Source organism: Methylobacterium sp. NPDC097929 (genome assembly GCF_049543375.1).
Lineage (GTDB): Bacteria > Pseudomonadota > Alphaproteobacteria > Rhizobiales > Beijerinckiaceae > Methylobacterium.
Genome location: NZ_JBMVEP010000013.1, coordinates 44,351 through 62,585 on the forward strand (window position 1 = coordinate 44,351; position 18,235 = coordinate 62,585).

General features: G+C 67.3%; 14 protein-coding genes and 1 pseudogene. 10 read left to right on the forward strand and 5 right to left on the reverse strand.

Translation table 11 applies throughout. The features are described from left to right. Nucleotides 1-405: 405 nt before the first annotated feature. Together ACPCJR_RS22245 and ACPCJR_RS22250 are read right to left on the reverse strand one after the other, a co-directional pair. Nucleotides 406-903 carry a hypothetical protein gene (locus ACPCJR_RS22245; RefSeq protein WP_238231209.1) on the reverse strand — a complete coding sequence of 166 codons (498 nt, stop codon included), beginning with the start codon at nucleotides 901-903 and terminating at the stop codon, nucleotides 406-408. Beyond that, complete coding sequence (locus ACPCJR_RS22250; protein WP_391516818.1) at nucleotides 900-2,672, reverse strand: hypothetical protein; 1,773 nt, start codon at nucleotides 2,670-2,672, stop codon at nucleotides 900-902. Before ACPCJR_RS22250 ends, ACPCJR_RS22245 begins: the two co-directional genes overlap by 4 nt. 501 nt (nucleotides 2,673-3,173) lie before the next feature. Between ACPCJR_RS22250 and ACPCJR_RS22255 the strand changes: the two genes are divergently transcribed. Both ACPCJR_RS22255 and ACPCJR_RS22260 read left to right on the forward strand, forming a co-directional pair. Beyond that, a complete protein-coding gene (locus tag ACPCJR_RS22255; RefSeq protein ID WP_238231205.1) occupies nucleotides 3,174-3,611 on the forward strand; it encodes a hypothetical protein in 438 nt (145 codons plus the stop codon). Nucleotides 3,612-4,183: 572 nt separating this feature from the next. Then, nucleotides 4,184-4,885: a sigma-70 family RNA polymerase sigma factor gene (locus ACPCJR_RS22260; RefSeq protein WP_391515178.1), complete on the forward strand. Its 702-nt coding sequence runs from the start codon at nucleotides 4,184-4,186 to the stop codon at nucleotides 4,883-4,885. A 63-nt stretch (nucleotides 4,886-4,948) separates the two neighbouring features. On the opposite strand, the gene ACPCJR_RS22265 is transcribed toward ACPCJR_RS22260, so the two are convergent. From ACPCJR_RS22265 to ACPCJR_RS22275, 3 genes are all read right to left on the reverse strand, one after another. Next, entirely contained in the window at nucleotides 4,949-5,173 is a 225-nt protein-coding gene (locus ACPCJR_RS22265) for a hypothetical protein (RefSeq protein ID WP_391515177.1), read from the reverse strand. Between the two features lie 109 nt (nucleotides 5,174-5,282). Further along, nucleotides 5,283-8,423 (reverse strand): efflux RND transporter permease subunit, encoded by a 3,141-nt coding sequence (locus ACPCJR_RS22270; RefSeq protein ID WP_391515175.1) that lies wholly within the window; start codon nucleotides 8,421-8,423, stop codon nucleotides 5,283-5,285. A gap of 7 nt (nucleotides 8,424-8,430) precedes the next feature. Beyond that, on the reverse strand, nucleotides 8,431-9,837 hold the full coding sequence (locus ACPCJR_RS22275; protein ID WP_391515174.1) for an efflux RND transporter periplasmic adaptor subunit: 1,407 nt from the start codon (nucleotides 9,835-9,837) through the stop codon (nucleotides 8,431-8,433). Nucleotides 9,838-9,986: 149 nt separating this feature from the next. On the opposite strand from ACPCJR_RS22275, the gene ACPCJR_RS22280 reads away from it, so the two are divergent. The 8 genes and pseudogenes from ACPCJR_RS22280 (at nucleotide 9,987) to phnC (ending at nucleotide 18,227) form a co-directional block, all read left to right on the forward strand. Further along, nucleotides 9,987-10,664: a response regulator transcription factor gene (locus ACPCJR_RS22280; protein WP_182553612.1), complete on the forward strand. Its 678-nt coding sequence runs from the start codon at nucleotides 9,987-9,989 to the stop codon at nucleotides 10,662-10,664. Further along, on the forward strand, nucleotides 10,657-12,039 hold the full coding sequence (locus ACPCJR_RS22285) for a sensor histidine kinase (RefSeq protein ID WP_391515171.1): 1,383 nt from the start codon (nucleotides 10,657-10,659) through the stop codon (nucleotides 12,037-12,039). The genes ACPCJR_RS22280 and ACPCJR_RS22285 overlap by 8 nt, the downstream gene beginning before the upstream one ends. Before the next feature lie 503 nt (nucleotides 12,040-12,542). After that, nucleotides 12,543-13,300: pseudogene (locus tag ACPCJR_RS22290) on the forward strand (peroxidase family protein); the annotation flags it as partial. Between the two features lie 203 nt (nucleotides 13,301-13,503). After that, a complete protein-coding gene (locus ACPCJR_RS22295; protein WP_182553614.1) occupies nucleotides 13,504-14,307 on the forward strand; it encodes a Dps family protein in 804 nt (267 codons plus the stop codon). A gap of 64 nt (nucleotides 14,308-14,371) precedes the next feature. Continuing rightward, nucleotides 14,372-14,926 (forward strand): cytochrome b, encoded by a 555-nt coding sequence (locus ACPCJR_RS22300; protein ID WP_182553615.1) that lies wholly within the window; start codon nucleotides 14,372-14,374, stop codon nucleotides 14,924-14,926. Between the two features lie 5 nt (nucleotides 14,927-14,931). Next, the gene (locus ACPCJR_RS22305) at nucleotides 14,932-15,627 is read left to right on the forward strand and encodes a VIT1/CCC1 transporter family protein (protein ID WP_182553616.1); all 696 of its coding nucleotides are present in this window, start codon (nucleotides 14,932-14,934) and stop codon (nucleotides 15,625-15,627) included. A 352-nt stretch (nucleotides 15,628-15,979) separates the two neighbouring features. Further along, a complete protein-coding gene (locus ACPCJR_RS22310) occupies nucleotides 15,980-17,008 on the forward strand; it encodes an IS110-like element ISMmg2 family transposase (RefSeq protein WP_009867220.1) in 1,029 nt (342 codons plus the stop codon). Nucleotides 17,009-17,417: 409 nt separating this feature from the next. Next, nucleotides 17,418-18,227, forward strand: coding sequence for a phosphonate ABC transporter ATP-binding protein (gene phnC / locus ACPCJR_RS22315; RefSeq protein WP_026105332.1), 810 nt, complete (start codon nucleotides 17,418-17,420; stop codon nucleotides 18,225-18,227). Nucleotides 18,228-18,235 lie beyond the last annotated feature (8 nt).

The window sequence follows — 18,235 nt, forward strand, 5'->3', positions numbered from 1 at the left end:
AGAACAGGCACTCGAAGCCCAACCGGCGCAGGCGGTCCGGGCAGCGGCTCTTGATGTCGCTGAGGTCCCGGCGGAGCTGTGGCCGACATTGCCCATGCTGCCGCCGAGGGTCACGCGGATCTGCTCGGTGGTCATGCGCTAGACGATGGCGATGACATTCGCCATCGCGGCTCACGCGCTCAGGCTCGACGGCGAGCGGCGCTTGCGCGGGTCGTCCAGACTGAGGTCCAAACTAACGCCCAGGGCGGCGGTTTGTTCCATGCAGTAACGCTGCGCGCGCGATCCGGAGTCGCATAGGGGAGCGCAACAGGATCGTGCACGTCCGCGTCGCTTTGCGCGGTCGAAACCATGCAGACGTCGAGAGGACGGGACCGCCTAACCTTGGTAGCCCGTCCCCGGGGCGCGTCAGCCCCAGTAGCGGGCCGCGGCCTCCCACGACCATGGCGCGGGCGCCGGCAGGGCCAGCAGCCGCTCGCGCGCCCCGTCAAGGTCCTTGCCGGGCGGCCCGAGCGCAAGGATCACGAGGCTGTCCGCCCGCTCCCGGGCGTCGTCGTCCGGCTCGCCAGCGAGCAGTTGCCCGGCCGAGACGAGGGCGCGACGCGAGGCGCCACCCCGTTCGTCGTCCCAGGCCCCCAGGGCGGCGTACTCGCCGTCGCCGCGCCACCCTTTCAAGATCGCGCGAAGGGCAGCCTGGCCGGCGGCCGCAGCCGGCGGGGCCGGGAGCGGCGCGTGGTTCTCCGTCAGGTAGACCACGCGCCCGTAGCGGTACGGACGGCGACCGTGCGGGTTCACGGGACGGGCGCCGCCGTACCAGGCCTCAAGGGCTCGCTTGCGTGCAGCCTGGAGGGCGCGATGGCGAAGGAGGTCGTCGCTGACGTAGTTGATGACGAGGGCGCGGGTCATGCCGACACCTTCTCGGGAACAGAAACGCCCGCCGGGCCATAAGGCGCGCAGCGGGCGTTGTCGGGGAGGTAGGTGCCCTTCACCGTGACGCCACCAGTATAGACCTCCGCCTCGGGCGCCACAAGCGCGACGGTCGCCTCGCCGGAGGTATTTCCGCCCCTCACGCGTGAAGTACCCCGTGACGAACCATGTGAACGGCGCGGCTTGACCGGCTTGTCTGGGGCCGTGACCGTGCCGATGGCCTCGACGGCCTTGGCGTCACGCAGGGCGGTGTCGAGGTAGCGAGTGGTGACGCCGAGCCGGGCGGCGATGGCGGGGCGGTCAAGCCCCTCGTCGCGGCGAAGGCGTAGGGCCTCGGCCCCGACGGCGAGCCGGGCGCCCTGCTGGTCCGTGCGGGACCTGGCCCCCCGGGATCGGCGCAGGGTGGCTTGGCGGTCAGCGACGACGTCCCGCTTCCGCTCGGCGGTGACCAGAATGCGCAGGTCGGCGGCGCCCATCTCGGCCGGCTGGATCTTGAGGAGCTCGATCAGACGCTTCGGCCCCGGCCGGTAGCGGGGGTCGATCTCCTTCCCCAGCCAGAACTTGCGCTCGCCGTTTGCAGCGTCCCGGGCGGCCTTGCGGACGCCGCTGGTGCAGGCCAGGGCCTGCTCCTCGTCGAGCCCCCAGGCATGCGCCTGGTCGCGGACCCAACCGTCGAGGTCGCACGCCGGCATGACCCAGGCCTGCACCATCGTCGCCGCATAGGCCATCGTGGACCGGCCCGTGTCCTCGACCATCCGCTTCCCGTCGAACCGGTGGACACGCAGGCGCTCGACGTCGGCGGCAATGGCCCCCCAGTACGAGCGGCCGGTCAGGTGGCCGCCCACCCGCTCTCGCTTCTTGCGTGCCGGCGCGGCAGGGGCGGTCGTCGGGGCCACCTCCTCCTCCCGCCGGGCCCGGTCACGCCCGGCCTGCTTAGCGGCCCGCTTGGCGATGCCGTCGAGCTTCTCGACGACGAACAACTTCGCCTTGCGGCGCGAGATCGGCATGACGGCGGCGGCGAGCTCGTCGAACGTCCCCCGGCGGACGTCGGCGGTGTAGTACGGCCACATCATAAAGGCCGGGGCCTTGGCATTGGGATTGTAGCTGCCCGAGTACCGATAGAGGTGCGTCGGCGACATCCCGGTGGCGTCGTGACCGAGGTCCGCGAACGCGCGGTTCAGGGTGCGCTGGACGGCGCGCCACCGGGGCAGGACCTCGCGGGGCGCCACCTCGTAGAGCCACACGATGAGCATGCCCCTTCCGGACGACATGACGTAGCTCGGAGCCGGCCAGCCCTTCTCCTCGCAGCGGCGTAGGACGATGTCGAGCACGTCGTCCTTGGACAGCCCCGCGAGGCCCTGGACGCCGTAGTAGTCGAGGTCGATCCAGTTGGCGCAGATCGAGGTGACGTTGGCGTCCGACGCTTCTGGGACGGCCCCGCCCGGCTTCGGGTAGGGGAACGTGCAGAAGGTATGGAAGCTGAGCGCCTTGAGGGCGCTCACGACCGAGGCGTGCCCGTCGCGGATGCGCTTCACGCTGAACCGGCGCTCGCGGAACACGTACTTCGCCTTCCGGCCGATGCCGATGTTCACCCGGGCAGCGATGCGGATGACGCCGTGGCTACCGACGGAATGGATGAAGAGGAGGTAGTCGAGGGCAGTGAAGTAGCGGGTCTCGGATGGCATGGCGCGGGCGGGCCATGCCTCCGGGGGCACGGCATGGCCCCGGATCTCGTTAAGAGTGGTCACGGTGGTCTCCGGTTGGGGGACCTCGTCGGGGGCACCTCTGCACCGACAAGGACCGGGTTTAGGGGATGTTCAGGAGCGACAGCCCGACTACGGGCACGACAAGGATTGACCTCGACTACGAGAAGGTCAACGGCCCTCGAACGTCCATGATTAACGCCAGGACCGGAATTTAATACTTGCCCGTAGGTGGCGCGGAAACGGGGTCTACGCGTTGCCTCGATTAGCGCCCGTGTCCCACAGGGGATAAGCGAACACCCTGGCCAGGCGGGCTTCGCTGTGCCTTTCAGGCCCATATCGGGTTTTGCCACCAACCCGGGGCTGATCGATTGCGACCTCCCTCTATGGCCCCTGCGGGGCCGGGGGGGGCGTTGTCCGTTACGAATTGTGTGAAATGGGCGCGTTTCCCTCTGCGAACCGTGTGGACCGGTTGCGCGCGGGAAAGGCCGTCCGATCCTCGAACCACCCCTGGCGGCTTGCTGGCCGGACTGGCACGCTTCCGCCATGACCGACATCGTCCGTTCCCGTGAGACGTCCGCCGCCCGCCGTCGCGTCGCCGCCGCCGACCGTTCACGTGAATGGCGCGAGCGCCAGCGTGAGACCGAGGCTGCCCGTGTCGCAGAGCTCAACACCCTGAAGGCCGAGGTCGCCTCCCTACGGGCCGAGCGCGACCGGCTGCTGGCGGCCCTCGGGCACGCTAGTGGCGTCTCAGGAATTGACGAGGACCTGGCGCGGGCCGTCGTCAAGATGGCTGGGCTGCGCCGGTCCGCTGCCGGCCCGCTCTCTATCGCCCATGCTCAGGTCGCCACCGCCGACATCATCGCCGTCGCCGCATACATCCGCTGCGGCGGCCGGTCCGCGGGGCAGGTAGCCTACGACGCAGCCCGGCGCCGCGTCCTAGAGCGCCTCCAGCAGTTCCTCCCGCCCCCAGGCGAGGCGTAAAGACATCGCCAATGGAGGGTGGCGCATGATGCTCGGGTTCCTGAAGGAGCCGCCGCCGTTTTTCGGCGCCGTCGTCCTGCCGAGGTCGGCCATCATCGGCCGGCCGCGTCGTTCGTCGGGATGCCGGGAAGCGGACAGTGCGGCATTCGGGGCGGATGTTCGCATGCCGCCTGGTCGGCTATGCGCCACAAGCGGCCCTTCGAACAGATCTGCGGGAATAGCCGCTTAGCCTCCGAAAGCTGCCATTGGCATGGAACGGCAGATCCCGGCGCCAAGGCTGGTGTCGAACGCGACGGTGCTGGTCGCGAACGCATCCTGCCCGTCTGGGTGTGTTTCAGCGTGCAACTTTGGCTCTGACTCACATCCAGAGCTTGCGCTTCGGAAAGGCGTGATCCGTACCTGTGGGGGATCGGCAGCGACTGAACCGTCTGGGTGCGCCGACATTATCGCCCCCCTTGGTACCTTATACGCGACCCGGGCGAAGGACATTAAACTCGAATTTAGTATCCAGTTTCGCGAACGTTCAGATTTAAGCGACTCTAAGGAGGCTCGCATTTGGAGGGGCGAGACCGATGGATGAGAGCTTTCCCGCAACCAGCTCGGATGTCGAAGAAGACGTCGTCGACATTGGGGTGCAGGTCCGCAAGCACCTCGGGACCGTATTGCAGTCCTATTTCGTACTGACGGCGGGAGCGGAGCTTCCGCAGCGGCTCGCATACCTCGTCGAACGGTTCGATGACGGGATCGAGACCCTGAAAACCCGTCCGGACGACGTGTTCAGGGATGCCCTGATCGGCGCGCTGCCGGCCCTGCGGGGCTTCGCGTTCTCTCTTGTCGGCGATGCGTCCAGGGCCGACGACCTGGTACAGGAGACGCTGGCGAAGGGCTGGGCCAACCGGAATCGTTTCAGGCCGGGCACGAACATGAACGCGTGGCTGTTCACAATCCTTCGCAACCAGTTCTACAGCGACAAGCGCAAGGCCAGGCGTGAAGTCGAGGATGCGGACGGCACCCATGCCGGGACGCTCGTCGCCCCGCCCGAGCAGGAAGGGGTGGTGAGCCTGAGGGGCCTCCAGGATCGGCTCGCCGGCATTCCCGAGGCCCAGCGGATCGCCCTGATGATGGTGGGAGCAGAGGGCTACACCTACGAGGAGGCCGCTGAGGTGCTCAAGTGCAAGGTCGGCACGGTGAAGAGCCGGGTCAGTCGGGCCCGCGCCTACCTCTCCGAGGTCCTCGGACTTGGGGATGCGGCGTCTACCGATGCGCTTGCTTGATCCAAGATCCGCCAGGCTGCCCTGGGGTCAAATCAGGTAGCCGTCGAACTTGCGACTCCCGGCCTACGGCTTGACGACCATCGGAAACTTGGCGGCCAGGGTTCCGCAGAGGGCGTCGTAGTTGCGTATGAACTGCCAGCGCTCGAACTCGGCCGCGCCCGTATGCATCGCCTCGGCGCCGCGCCGGCTACCAAGCGCATCGAAGCAGGTGCGTGCCCGATCCACGATGGTGGGATTGTAGGACGCGAAACCGCAGGCTGCCGACGCCTTGCGGAGCATCCCGTGCATCCTGAGGAATCCTGCGCAATCGAAATCCGCAGCGGGCGCGGGTCGGGCGCCAGCAGCCAGGATTAGGACCCCCACGAGGACGGTAGGCCCGTTGCCGGTCCGAAGGCCTCTAGCCATCGACGTCCGCGCGCTGGCCGCCTTTCGCTCCCAGGCCGGATGGCTCGTCCTGGTCGCGACGGCGCCAGGGGAGCCGAAGATGCGCCAGGTAGGGATAGACGGCGGGAAGCACGACGAGCGTGAGCGGGGTTGCGGTGATGAGGCCGCCGATCACCACCGTGGCCAGGGGACGCTGCACCTCGGCGCCGGCACTCGTCGAGAGCGCCATCGGCAGGAACCCCAGCGCCGCCACCAGCGCCGTCATCAGGACCGGGCGCAGGCGCATCTCGGCGGCTCGGGTCGCCGCCTCTCGCGCATCGAGGCCGACCCGTTCGAGGTCGCGGATGTAGCTCGTCAGCACCACGCCGTTCAGGATGGCGATGCCGAAGGTGGCGATGAATCCGATGGCCGCCGAGATCGAGAATGGCAGGTCGCGCAGGTATAGGGCGACGATGCCGCCGGTGGCAGCCACGGGCACGTTGAGGAAGATCAGCCCGGCGAGGCGGACGTCGCCGAACATCACGACGAGCAGCACCAGGATCGCCGCCATCGCGGCCGGAACGACGACCGAGAGCCGGGCTGTGGCCTCCTGCAGGTTCTGGAACTGGCCGCTCCACTGCAGGGAGTAGCGCGGCGGCAGAGTGACCTGCGCTTTAACCGCGGCCTGCGCGTCAGTCACGAAGCTCTGGACGTCGCGCCCGCGCACGTTGGCCTGGACGGAGATGCGCCGCTGGAGCTTCTCGCGGCTGATCTGGGCGGGACCCGTCGCCACCTCCACCGAGGCGACCAACGACAGGGGCACCAGTGCCTTGCCGTTGCGGCCGATCGGCAGGTCGCGGATGCGTTCGATGTCGCTGCGGTCCCCAGATTTCAGCCGGACCACTATATCGGTGATGGAGTTGTCGTCGCCGTAGATCATGCCGGCGGTGCGGCCGCCGATGCTCTCCACCACGTCGAGGACGTCGCTGACGTTGACGCCGTAGCGAGCGGCTGCCGCCCGGTCGACCTGGATGGAGAGCGCGGGCATGCCGGCCTGCGCCTCGGCCTTCACGTCGGCCGCCCCCGAGACGCCCGAGACCGCCCGCACGATGGCGTCGGCCTTGTCCTTGAGAACCGCGAGGTCGTCGCCGTAGAGGCTGATCGCGACGTCGCCCCGCACGCCCTCCAGCAGGTCGTCCATCCGCATCTGGATCGGCTGCGAGAACGCGTAGGACACCCCCGGCACCTCCGCGCGCAGACGCTTGTCGAGGGCGGCCACGAGTCCCTCCTGGGTGGTTGCCGTGGTCCAGGTCGAGGGGTCGGAGAGCGTGATGAAGCTGTCGGTGGACTCGACGCCCATCGGGTCGGTCGGGATCTCAGCGCTGCCGGTCAGCGAGACGACGCGCTTCACCTCCGGGAATGACTTCAGGGTCTCCTCGATGCGGTGCATGACCTTGAGGGAGGCGTCGAGGTTGATGCCCGGCAGCTTCTCCGAGGTGATGACGATGGAGCCCTCCGAGAGCTTGGGCAGGAACTCGCCGCCGAGCCGCGTCGCCAGCCAGCAACTCCCGACGAAGAGACCGAGGGTCACGAGGACGGTCAGGCCGGTGCGGCGCTCGGCGAGCCGCAGGACCGGGGTGTAGGCGCCGCGTACCCAGTGGACGAGGCGGGTCTCGCGCTCGCCGATGCCGGGGCCGGCCAGTACGATGGCGGCCAGCGCCGGCATCAGCGTCATCGTCAGCACGAGCGAGCCGGCGAGCGCCAGGATGACGGTCAGTGCCATCGGCCGGAACATCTTGCCGGCGACCCCTTCGAGGGCGAGGATGGGCAGGTAGACCATGATGATGATGGCGACCGCGAACAGGATCGGACGTGCCACCTCCACGGTCGCCTTGCGGATCACTTCCTCGGCCGGGCGTTCGGGGTGCTCGCCCCGGGCGCGCAGGACGTTCTCGATCATCACCACGGCGCCGTCGACGATGAGGCCGAAGTCGATGGCGCCCAGACTCATCAGGTTGCCGGAGAGCCCGAACAGCCGCATGCCCGCGAAGGCCATGAGCATCGACAGCGGTATCGCGGCCGCCACCACGAGGCCGGCACGAAGGTTGCCGAGAAGGAGCAGCAGCACGACGATGACGAGCACCGCCCCCTCCATGAGGTTGTGCTCGACGGTGCGGATGGTTCGCGCCACCAGGGTGCTGCGGTCGTAGTACGGCACGATCTCGACGCCCGGCGGCAGTTGCGGACGCAAGGCCTCGATGGTCTGCTTCACGGCCACGACCGCGGCGCTGGCGTTCTCACCCTGCTGCATCATGGCGATGCCGACCACAGTCTCACCGGCGGCGTCATGCGTCACCGCCCCGAGGCGAACCTTGGGCGCCTCGACCACCTCGCCCAAGGTGGCGACCGTCACCGCCACGCCGCCGGGGCCTGTCGTCACGACGATGTTGGCAAGATCTTTCGTGTCCTTAGCCAAGCCGAGGCCGCGGATCACCTCCTGCTGGTCGTTGTGCTCGATGTAGGCGCCGCCCCGCGCGGCGTTGTTCTCGGACAGCGCCGTGTAGACTTGGCCCATCGTTACGCCGTAGCGGTGCAGGCTCTCGGCGGCGATGCGGACTTCGTAGGTCGGCATCTGTCCGCCGTAAATGTTCACGTCGGCGATCCCGGGCGTGAGCTTGAGCTTTGGCGCGATGGTCCATTGCAGGATGCGCTTAAGCGCCATCGGCGAGTAGCCCGGGCCGCGCACCTCGAACTGGTAGATTTCGCCAAGACCCGTCGCCATCGGCCCCATCTCGGGATCGCCGACGCTGGCCGGCATCATGGTCTTCGCCAGAGGCAGGCGCTGGAACACCTGCGCGCGCGCCTCGGTGATCGACATGGAATCGTCGAAGGTGACGTAGACGGCCGAGACGCCGTAGCGCGAGGTCGACCGGATACCGGTCAGTCCCGGGGCACCGGCCATGGCGTTCTCGACCGGAAAGCTGACCAGCCGCTCGACCTCCAGGGGGCCGAGGCCCGGCGACAGGGTCAGGACCATTACCTGCTTCGGGGAGACGTCCGGGACCGCGTCGATGGACAGGCCTTCGAGATTGACGATGCCGCCGACGGCCCCGGCCAAGGCCAGGACCAGGACGAGCCAGCGGCGGCGGATGAGGAGGGCGAACCAGGCGTTCATCGGGCCCTCAATCCGTCGAGCCTAGCAGCGCGCGCATCAGGATCGCCTTAAGCCCGAAGCTGCCCTGCGTCGCCACCGTTTCGCCGAACTGGATTCCGGATCTCACCTCGACCCAGTCGGTCCGCTGGACCCCGAGCGTGACGTCCCGTTTCTCGAAACGGTCGTCGCCGATGCGCACGAAGGCGATGGGACCACCCTCCGTCTGCTGGATCGCAGCGGCCGGCACCGTGAGGCCGTCGCGCCCGAGATCGGCGGCGATCTCCACGGACACGAACATGTTAGCGCGCAGGCTCCCGTCAGGATTGGCGATCTCGATCCGGGCCGGGGCGGTATTGGTCATCGGGTCGATGGCCGCATTGACCGAACGCACACGGCCCTCGAAGCGCGGATGCGCCGCGACAGGAGCCTCGATGGTCGCTCGGTCGCCTTCCTTCACGGTGGCAATGTCGTGCCCGTAGAGGTTGGCCAGGACCTGGATCTGCGATGGGTCCGCCACAGTGAAGGCGTCGCGGTTCGTGTCGACGACTTCGCCCAGGGTAATGCCGGCGGCCGTGACCACGCCGTCAATCGGCGAGATGATGGCGCTGGTGCCGGGGGCCTGTCCAGGCGCGGGTGCCAGACGCTCGTACTGCGCCCGGTAGAGGTCGACCTGCGCATGCGCCGAGAGGGTGGCCGCATGCGCTTTCGCGAGATCGACTTGGCGCCGGTCGACCTCGGCCTGGGCGACCCCGCCCATCTTCACGAGGTCGCTGCCGCGCTTGAGGTTGGTCTCGGCGACCTTTTCCGTCGCCTGGGCCTCTCCGAGGCTGGCCTGGGCGGCGGCCAGGCCGCTGCGAGCGTCGAGGACGCCGGAGGCATCGAGGGTCGCCAGCGTCTGGCCGGCCTTCACCCGGTCGCCGGGTTGCACGGACAAGCTCAGCACCCGGCCCGCGGTGCGCGGCTTGAGGCGGGTCACCCGGCGCTCATCAAAGGCGACCATGCCGGGGGTCCGCACGGGCAGGATGATCCGGCGGGTCTCGGATTGCCCGAAGGCCAGTCCGAGGCGGCGTTGCCCATCGGCATCGAGGCGGACGACGTTGTCCTCGGTCGGCTGTTCGGAAGCGGCCCCATTCGGGCTCGGCACAGTGTCAGGTGCGGCGGGGGCAAGACCGATGAGGCCCAGCACGGGTTCGAAGTAGGGCTTGGCGGCCTCGCGATACCACCAGCCTGCCGATGCGGCCGCGATCAGGCAAGCGAATACGGCCAACAAGGACCGAGGCCTCATCCCCCTAGGGGTCTGAACGGATGGGGCGTACCCGACGGACGCTCCTGCCGCGCTCGATCCCTCGAAGTCCGAGCGCTCGCACGCCTGGCCACGACCGGCGATCCCTCCCTCGCCGCTCCCAAGCACGTCCGTCTCCGCCTCCAGCAGCACGTTATCTTCCGTCGATTAGATTCATTCCAAGACATAGGACGGGGCGACACCCACACCATTAAATTCGCGTTCACACTCGTGGTCATGAGCGTTGTCCCGAACCACATCAGGCACCGGGACGGGGGCGTTGAGCCCGGGAGTGGACCGGGTTGGCCAAGCTGCTTCTGATCGAGGACGATGCCGCGACGGCCGAGGAAATTCTCGGCGACCTGCATGGGCGTGGGCATGAGGTTGCATGGGCGGCCACCGGCCCGGACGGTGCGGTCGCAGCCCGTTCGGGCGGGTGGAACGCCATCATCCTCGACCGCATGCTTCCGGGCCTGGACGGACTTACCCTGCTGCGGGACCTCCGGGGCGCCGGGGACCGCACACCCGCCCTTGTCCTGAGCGCGCTCGGCGATGTCGACGAGCGTATCCGGGGCCTGCGCGCCGGGGGCGACGACTATCTCGGCAAGCCCTTCGTCCTCGCCGAACTCGCGGCCAGGATCGAGGCCTTGCTACGGCGTCCGACCGACATTCGCGAGACGGTCCTCAGGGTGGGGACGCTGGAGCTCGACCTCATCGCCCGCACCGGTCGCAGGGGCCAGCGCGACCTCGACCTGCTGCCGCGCGAGCTCAAGCTGCTCGAATACCTTATGCGACGGCCCGGGCAGGTCGTGACCCGGGCAATGATGTTCGAGGAGGTGTGGAACTACCGGTTCACTCCCAAATCCAACCTCATCGACGTGCATCTCGGACGCCTGCGCAAGAAGCTTGAGACCGAAGGCGAGCCGATGCTCATCCATAACGTCCGGGGAGAGGGCTTTACCCTGTCCCCCGATGTCTAGGCTCGTCAGTTCCTTCGCATTCCGCTGGGCGCTCGCCATCGCCCTATGGTCGACCCTGCTGTCGTTGCTGCTGTTCGCCTTCGTGTACTGGCAGACCGCCGCGTTCATGCAGGACGAGCTCGCCCAGGTCCTGCGCCACGAGGCGCACTATGCCGCCCGCGAGCCCGCGAAAGCGGTCAACCGCATCGAGACATGGATCAGCGAGGACCTACACAGCGTCCACTTCGCCGGTCTGTTCGGGGCCGATGGTAGCAGGCTCGCAGGAAACCTCGATGCGCGGCCGCCAAGCCTGCCGGTGGATGGCGAGGTCCACCGGATCGGGGCGCAGGTCGCCATCGCGGGACGGCGCCTGAACGAGGAACTCTGGTCGGCGGCCGTGGCCTTGAACGACGGCAGCATCGTGGTCGTGGCCCACGACACCGACGAGATCGACCGCGCCAAGGCAACGGTGATCCGAGCGCTGGGCCTCGCCCTCGTCCCGACGATGGCCTTCTCGATCCTCGGCGGCGTCCTGCTCGCCGGACGCGCCCGGCGACGTCTGGCATCCACGGAAGCGGCGGTCGCACAGGTGATGCGGGGCGACTTGCGCCAGCGCCTGCCGGTCGGCGAGGCGGGAGACGAATTCGACCGCTTGGCGCGCGACGTCAACGGCATGCTCGCCGAGATCGAGCGCCTCGTTGAGGAGGTGCGCGGGGTGGGCGACGCCGTCGCGCACGACCTGCGGACGCCGCTCACCCGCTTGCGTCTGCGTCTTGAGCGGGGTCGGGACCGAGCCCGCGACATCGAGGAATTGCGCCAAGCGGTGGACCAAGGCCTCGTCTGGATCGACCAGACGCTGGAGATGGTGACCGCGGTCCTGCGCATCGGCGAGATCGAGCACGGACGGCGCTGCGCCGCCTTCGGCCCAGTCGACCTACGGCTCGTTGTGAGCGAGGCCGCGGAGTTGTTCGAACCCTTGGCCGACGAGAAGGGAATTGCCCTCGGCATCCGCATCGAGGGGGAAGCGTCTGCCGTTCGGGGCGACCGCAGCCTCATCTTCGAGGCGATCTCGAACCTCCTCGACAACGCGATCAAGTTCACCCCGACCGGAGGCCGCGTCGTGATCGGCCTGGCTCGGCGCGACGGCGTTCCCGTGGTGTCCGTGGAAGACACGGGGCCGGGCATTCCCGCCGACGAACGCAACCATGTCTTCAAGCGGTTCTATCGTGCGGAACGTGCCAGGCAGACGCAAGGCAACGGGCTCGGTCTCGGCCTCGTTGCGGCCATCGCCAAGCTGCACGGATTTCCGCTTAGCGTCGGTGATGGTCCTCACGGGGGATGCCGCTTCGAGATGGCATGCCCGGCGGTGGAACGTCATGCCTCGGTGACGGGCTGAACGTCAGGTCTGTCGTCGATTGGCGGGCATGGCGTCGGGGGAGGCGTATCACTGGGCGCCGCCCGTCAAGACGCGCGACGAAAAATGAATATAATTTTATGAATTGTTCTAATCTGCATTTATGTGCGAGATCGCCGGATGATGTCGAAGCATTCTTATGCGGCCCGGAAGTGGGCCTGCGCGATCCTTGCCTTCGCGGCGATGCAAACGTCAGTGACAGCGGGTTCCAGCCAAGTCCGAAACGACCCTCCATTGTCCTTCTCAGAGCCAGTCGGTGTTCCCCACAAGCACTGTGGGGGTTCCTGCATCAGTCGGGGGTCACTGCAATGGTATTGCAGGGCGGACCAGACTTGCAAGTTGAACTGCTCGACAGTCCCGCCGGCAATGGAATGCCATGGCGGCAAGGACTGAAGGCCTCCGGACGGGAATGGCCAAGGCTTGGGCGCCATGGGTGCTCCCGGGGCCAACGGCATGACCCGCTTCGCGTCGGGACCTCGATGACCAATAGCGGTCGGCTGGCGCTCGCGCCCCACAGGGACTGGGCGATCAACCGGCGCACCGTGCCGGTGGTGGCCGCGCTCCGGCAAATCGCCGACACGTTCAACCGACGGGGGGCGCCAGGAAGGTGTTCCTCGCCGATCTCATCGTGCTCGACGGCTGCGCCGCCATCGAGAAGGCGCTCGCCGACGGTGGCCATCCCGCGACGGTGCCCTTCACCCCGGGTCGCGTCGACACCCGGCAGGAGCTGATCAACATCGAGATGTTCACGTGGCTCAAGCCCGTCGTGGACGGCTTCCGGAACTACGTGGCCGACGGTTATGCGCCCATCACGTCGGGACGCGTCTCGCCGGAAGAGCTCTTCCTTGACAAGGCATATCTCCTGTCTCTCACCGCCCCCGAGTGAGTTGCCTTGGTCGGCGGCCAGCGGGCCCGCGGGGCCAACCACGACGGCTCGAAGCACGGCCTCTTCACCGACCGGGTCGGCGTGCTGTCGAACAACTTCTTCGTGAACCCGACCAGCGTTGACCTCGAATGACGCAAGACCGACGAGACGGGTATGGCCTTCGAGCTCGTCGACCGGGCCAGCGGCGCGGCGAAGTTCACCGCGACGCGCTGCGTTCTGGTGTTCGGGTCGAATGCCCAGCTCCGCTCTGTGGCCGAGGTCTATGCCGGCAGCGACGGTGTAACCCGGTTCGCAGAGAATTTCGCCAAGGTCTGGGACAAGGTCATGATGCCTGACCGCTACGACGTCCGATCCTGATCGATTTAGGCTAAAAAAGGCATCCCTTGAGGAGTGAATGGCGGGGCATTCAGGGTAGGATGCTCCGCCATTCTCATGTCCGCGGGGCATGCGGCGAAATCCTAAATTCGATGTCATTTTCGAACGCTTCCAAACTGCGTTCGTTTTCCAGGTCCTCATCGCCCACCAAGGCGGTGCACGCACCAGGATCAGATCGACACCCCATGAAGAATGCCCGTTTCCTCTCAGCCATGCTCCTTGTCGGGACGGCCCTGCCGCTTCCCGTCCTCGCCAACGGAACGCCAACCCTCGCGCCGCCGCCCCCGAGCGCGGTGAAGGTCCTGTCGCGGATCGACTTTGCCCAGGCGGATCAGCAGACCGCCAAAAGCACCGACGATGTCCGCGGCGCCTCGCAGACCAAGATGACCAGCCCGCAGCCGGTCGGCGCCTTCCCGACCAACGAGATGACGACGCTTCCGATTATCAGCCTCGACGGCGACGCCGATGCGATCAAGAAGGATGTCGCAGCCCTCCAGCAGACCCTGACCGAGCTGCAGCAGCTCCAACTCCAGACTAAGCAGGCGCACTGGAACGCCTCCGGCACGCTGTATTACCCGCTGCACCTGCTTCTGCAGGAGCACTACGAGGGCCTGTCCAAATACGCCGACACCATCGCCGAGCGCCTGCTCGCCGTCGGATCGTCGGCCGACGGCCGCGCCAACACCATCGTGAAGACCTCCGGCGTTCCAGAGATTCCCGGCGGCTTCCTCGATGACGCCCAGATCCTGTCGTGGTTCATGAACGCCTACAAAAGGGTCGGCGAGGAGGTGAACGCGGCCATCAAGGCCACGGAGAAGGTCGACCCGACGACGTCCAACCTGCTTCAGGAGGTCGAGCACGGCATCGCCAAGTACCAGTGGCAGATGCGCGCCCAGGTCCAGCGCACCAAGTCCGATCCGAACACGGGCTGGGACCTCAATGACAACAAGCCCATCGACCTTGCACCGCAGGCGCCTTCGAAGCCCTGATGCACCGGGCACACGTCCGTACCCTCCGAGGTAGGGGCGTGCGCCCTTCGAGATCGGATACGACATGACCTCACGAGAGACGTCCTACGACGGAACCACTATCGCCCTGCACTGGCTCACGGGCGGCCTGGTGCTGGTCCTATGGCTCATCGGCACCTTCCTGGAAGACCTCGTGCCCAAGGGCGCTCTCCGGTCCGGGATCTGGTCCGCCCACTTCGTCCTAGGATTTGCGTTCACCGGTGTCATCGCCATGTTGCTGATCTGGCGGCAAACGAAAGGGCGTAAGCTTCCGGTCGATAATTCAGGCCCCCTGCATGTTCTCGCCAAGGCGACCCATCTTGCGCTCTACCTGTTGCTCCTGGTCATCGCGGGCCTTGGGATCGCAAATGCCTTCGTGCGCGGTGTCACGTTAATCGGCCCGCTCGCTCTGCCGGCCCTCGGCGACCCGGAATGGCGCCGGCTGCTAACCCATTGGCACGGTCTCGCTGCCAACGTCCTGATGGTGGTCGCCGCCTTCCACACCGCGGCCGCCCTGATCCATCATTACCTCTGGCACGACACCGTTTTGCGCCGCATCCTCCCGGGACGCGCTTCTTCCGCCCCATACGAGAGATTCTAGGAACGATGCTTGCGTCCCATAAGGAAAACCACCTCATCGACCGTGTGGGCTGGCTGCGTGCCGCTGTCCTCGGCGCCAACGACGGCCTCGTCTCGACGGCGAGCCTCATCGTCGGCGTCGCCGCGTCCGCCGCAGCCTCCGGGGAGATCCTCATCGCCGGGACGGCCGGTCTAGTCGCCGGGGCGATGTCGATGGCGGCCGGCGAGTACGTCTCGGTGAGTTCGCAATCCGATACCGAACAAGCCGATCTCGCAAGGGAACGACGCGAGCTCGCTGAGGACCCTTCGGCAGAGCGTGAGGAACTTGCAGGAATCTACGTCGCCCGCGGTCTCGACCACGACCTTGCCCTCAGGGTTGCGGACCAACTCATGGCGAAGGACGCGCTCGGCGCCCATGCCCGGGACGAGCTCGGCATCTCCGAATTTACCACGGCGCGCCCGATCCAAGCGGCTCTGACGTCGGCGGCGACGTTCTCGGCCGGGGCGGCTCTGCCGCTGCTCGTGGCCGCGGTCTCACCGGCTAACATCGTCGTCTACTCGGTATCCGCCGCTTCGCTAGTGTTCCTGGCGGTGCTCGGCGCGCTTGGGGCCAAGGCTGGGGGCGCCGCCATCCCGCGGGCGACCGCACGGGTGGCCTTCTGGGGCGCCGCCGCGATGGCTGTCACGGCCGGCATCGGCCACCTCGTCGGCAAAGCCGTATAGGGAAGCGACGTTCCTATGCTGGGATGGCGCGATGCGCGCCGCCTCATTACGCTTCGGCTAGCATCTTCCGCAGTAGCGTCGGCGGGCCGGCGTACCCTGATGTGACGGCCGCCGCTTTTGATTTCAAAGCGGACATCCGCACACGCAAGGAGAAAGGTCTGCAACGGGTCACGAGTTCGCCCCCGCCTTGTTCGGCTGTGCGCCATAAACAGCCCCTTCACGAGCGCGATTCGAAGGCGCGGCGTAGCCCTGTAAGCAGATGGGGTGGATGGCTCCCGCTCCGACTGACGGCATCTGAGTGCCAGGATGTGGTTGCTGTCGAAGCAGCCACGCAGATGCAGGAGCCATCCCCATGGAGATCATCACCGTCGGCATCGATCTAGCCAAGAGCATCTTCCAGGTTCACGCCGTCGACGCAGCTGGGCACGTCGTCGTTCGCAAGGCTCTGAGGCGGGCGCAGGTCGTGCCGTTCTTCGCCAAGCTGCCGCGCTGCCTGGTCGGCATGGAGGCGTGCGGCACAGCGCACCATTGGGCCCGGGAACTCATGAGGCTCGGCCATGACGTGCGGCTGATGCCGCCAGCTTACGTGAAGCCGTACGTCAAGCGCGGCAAAACCGATGCGAATGATGCCGCTGCCATCTGCGAGGCGGTGACACGCCCGAGCATGCGCTTCGTGCCGGTGAAGTCGACCGAGCAGCAGGCGGCGCTGGCCCTGCACCGGACGCGCGACCTGCTGGTCAAGCAACGCACGCAGCTGGTGAACATGATCCGCGGCCTGCTCGCCGAGTTCGGGATCGAGATGGCGCGGGGCCTGCGCCATGCGCTCGAACTGGCAGCTCGGCTCTCAGCCGGAGACGCGGCCGAGGTGCCGCCCCTGGCCCAGCGCGTAGTGAATGGGCTGGCCGATCAGATCGGCGCCGTGCAGATCCAGCTCACCCGGCTGGAGAAGGAGTTGCTGGCCTGGCATCGGGACTGTGACCTGTCACAGCGCCTGGCGACGATCCCGGGTGTCGGCATCGTCTCGGCGACCGCGCTGGCCGCCTCGGTGAGCGAGCCCGAGCGCTTCCGCTCCGGTCGGCAGTTCGCGGCCTCGTTGGGTCTGACACCGCTGCAGAACTGCAGCGGCGGCAAGGAGCGCCTGGGTCGGATCTCGCGCATGGGCGACCGTTACCTGCGCCGCCTGCTCGTGGTCGGCATGACCTCTCTGATCCGGCGCGCGAAGGCGACGCCGACTTCGGTCGACCCGCGGCTGCCGGCGCTGCTGCAGCGCAAGCCGGTGCGCGTGGTGACTGTTGCGGCGGCCAATCGCACGGCGCGGGTCGCCTGGGCGATCATGACCCGCGGTGGCACCTACCGCGCACCAGCGGCCATGGCCGCCTGACAGCACGGCGAGGAGACTTTGCCAGGTTGCGAGGACGATGAGAGTTGATGGCGAACCGGTCAGACCGGGAGCCGGGACACCCCGCCGAATGTCCAGGGCGTCATAGCCCGCTAAGCAGAGTGGGACCCAGCTCGCGGATACCATCAGGGCCAGCAGTCAACATGCACGACTGCATCAACAGGCCGGACACAGGACTGCACCCGACCAACGCGCCAGAAGCTCGATTCGCCACTTGCAATGCGGGAGCCATCCACACAGGACACTCGGTGGCCGAGCAGCGCACAGAGTTTCGTTCGAGGCAGCACCGTAGCGTTGGGGGGCGCACAATGTCATCCGTTCTTCATGTCGCCCCGCTACTCACATTCGCAATCAATCGGGGGTTTCGATTGGATTTTCGAATGGGTGCGGAATGCTGGCCCTTGAAAGCTTGGAAGTCGCGTATCCTGGTGGCATCAAGGCGTTGCGACCGACAACTCTGACTTTTCGCGAAGGCGAGTTCGCGGTCCTGCTGGGACCGTCTGGTGCCGGCAAGTCGACGCTCCTGCGTTGCCTAAACGGCCTCGTCCGCCCAACGAACGGCCGAGTTTCCGCCCCTGGAGTAGGAGACATCGCCGCGAGCCGCGCCACGCTGCGCCGCCACCGGGCGGTGACCGGGATGGTCTTCCAGCACCACCATCTGATCGGCCGCCTGACCGCGCTCGCGAACGTCCTGATGGGCCGGCTCGGCCATCAGAGCACCCTGCGCTCGCTCTGGCCTCCGTCGCGGAGCGATCAACGTTTCGGATTGGAGGCGCTAGAGCGCGTAGATCTTCTCGATCGCGCCCTCACCCGCGTGGACCTGCTCTCCGGCGGGCAGCAGCAGCGGGTGGGCATCGCGCGCGCGGTTGCACAGCGGCCCCGGCTCATCCTCGCCGATGAACCGGTAGCCAGCCTCGACCCGGCGACGGCGACGCGGGTGCTCGATCTCCTCCGCAGCATCTGTCGGACGGACGGCATCTCAGCCGTGGTGAGCCTGCACCAAGTCGATCTGGCCCGGCACTTCGCTGACCGGGTCGTCGGGGTCCGTGGAGGCGAGGTGGTCTTCGACGGCCCGCCAGCCCGTCTCTGCGACGGCGTCCTGTCGCGAATCTACGGCGCACGGCCCGCCGAGGTCTCGGTCGACATCGTCGAAGCTCCTCGTGCGCGGCGGGCCGCGATCTACGCCTCCCGAACAGTCTGAAGGAAAGC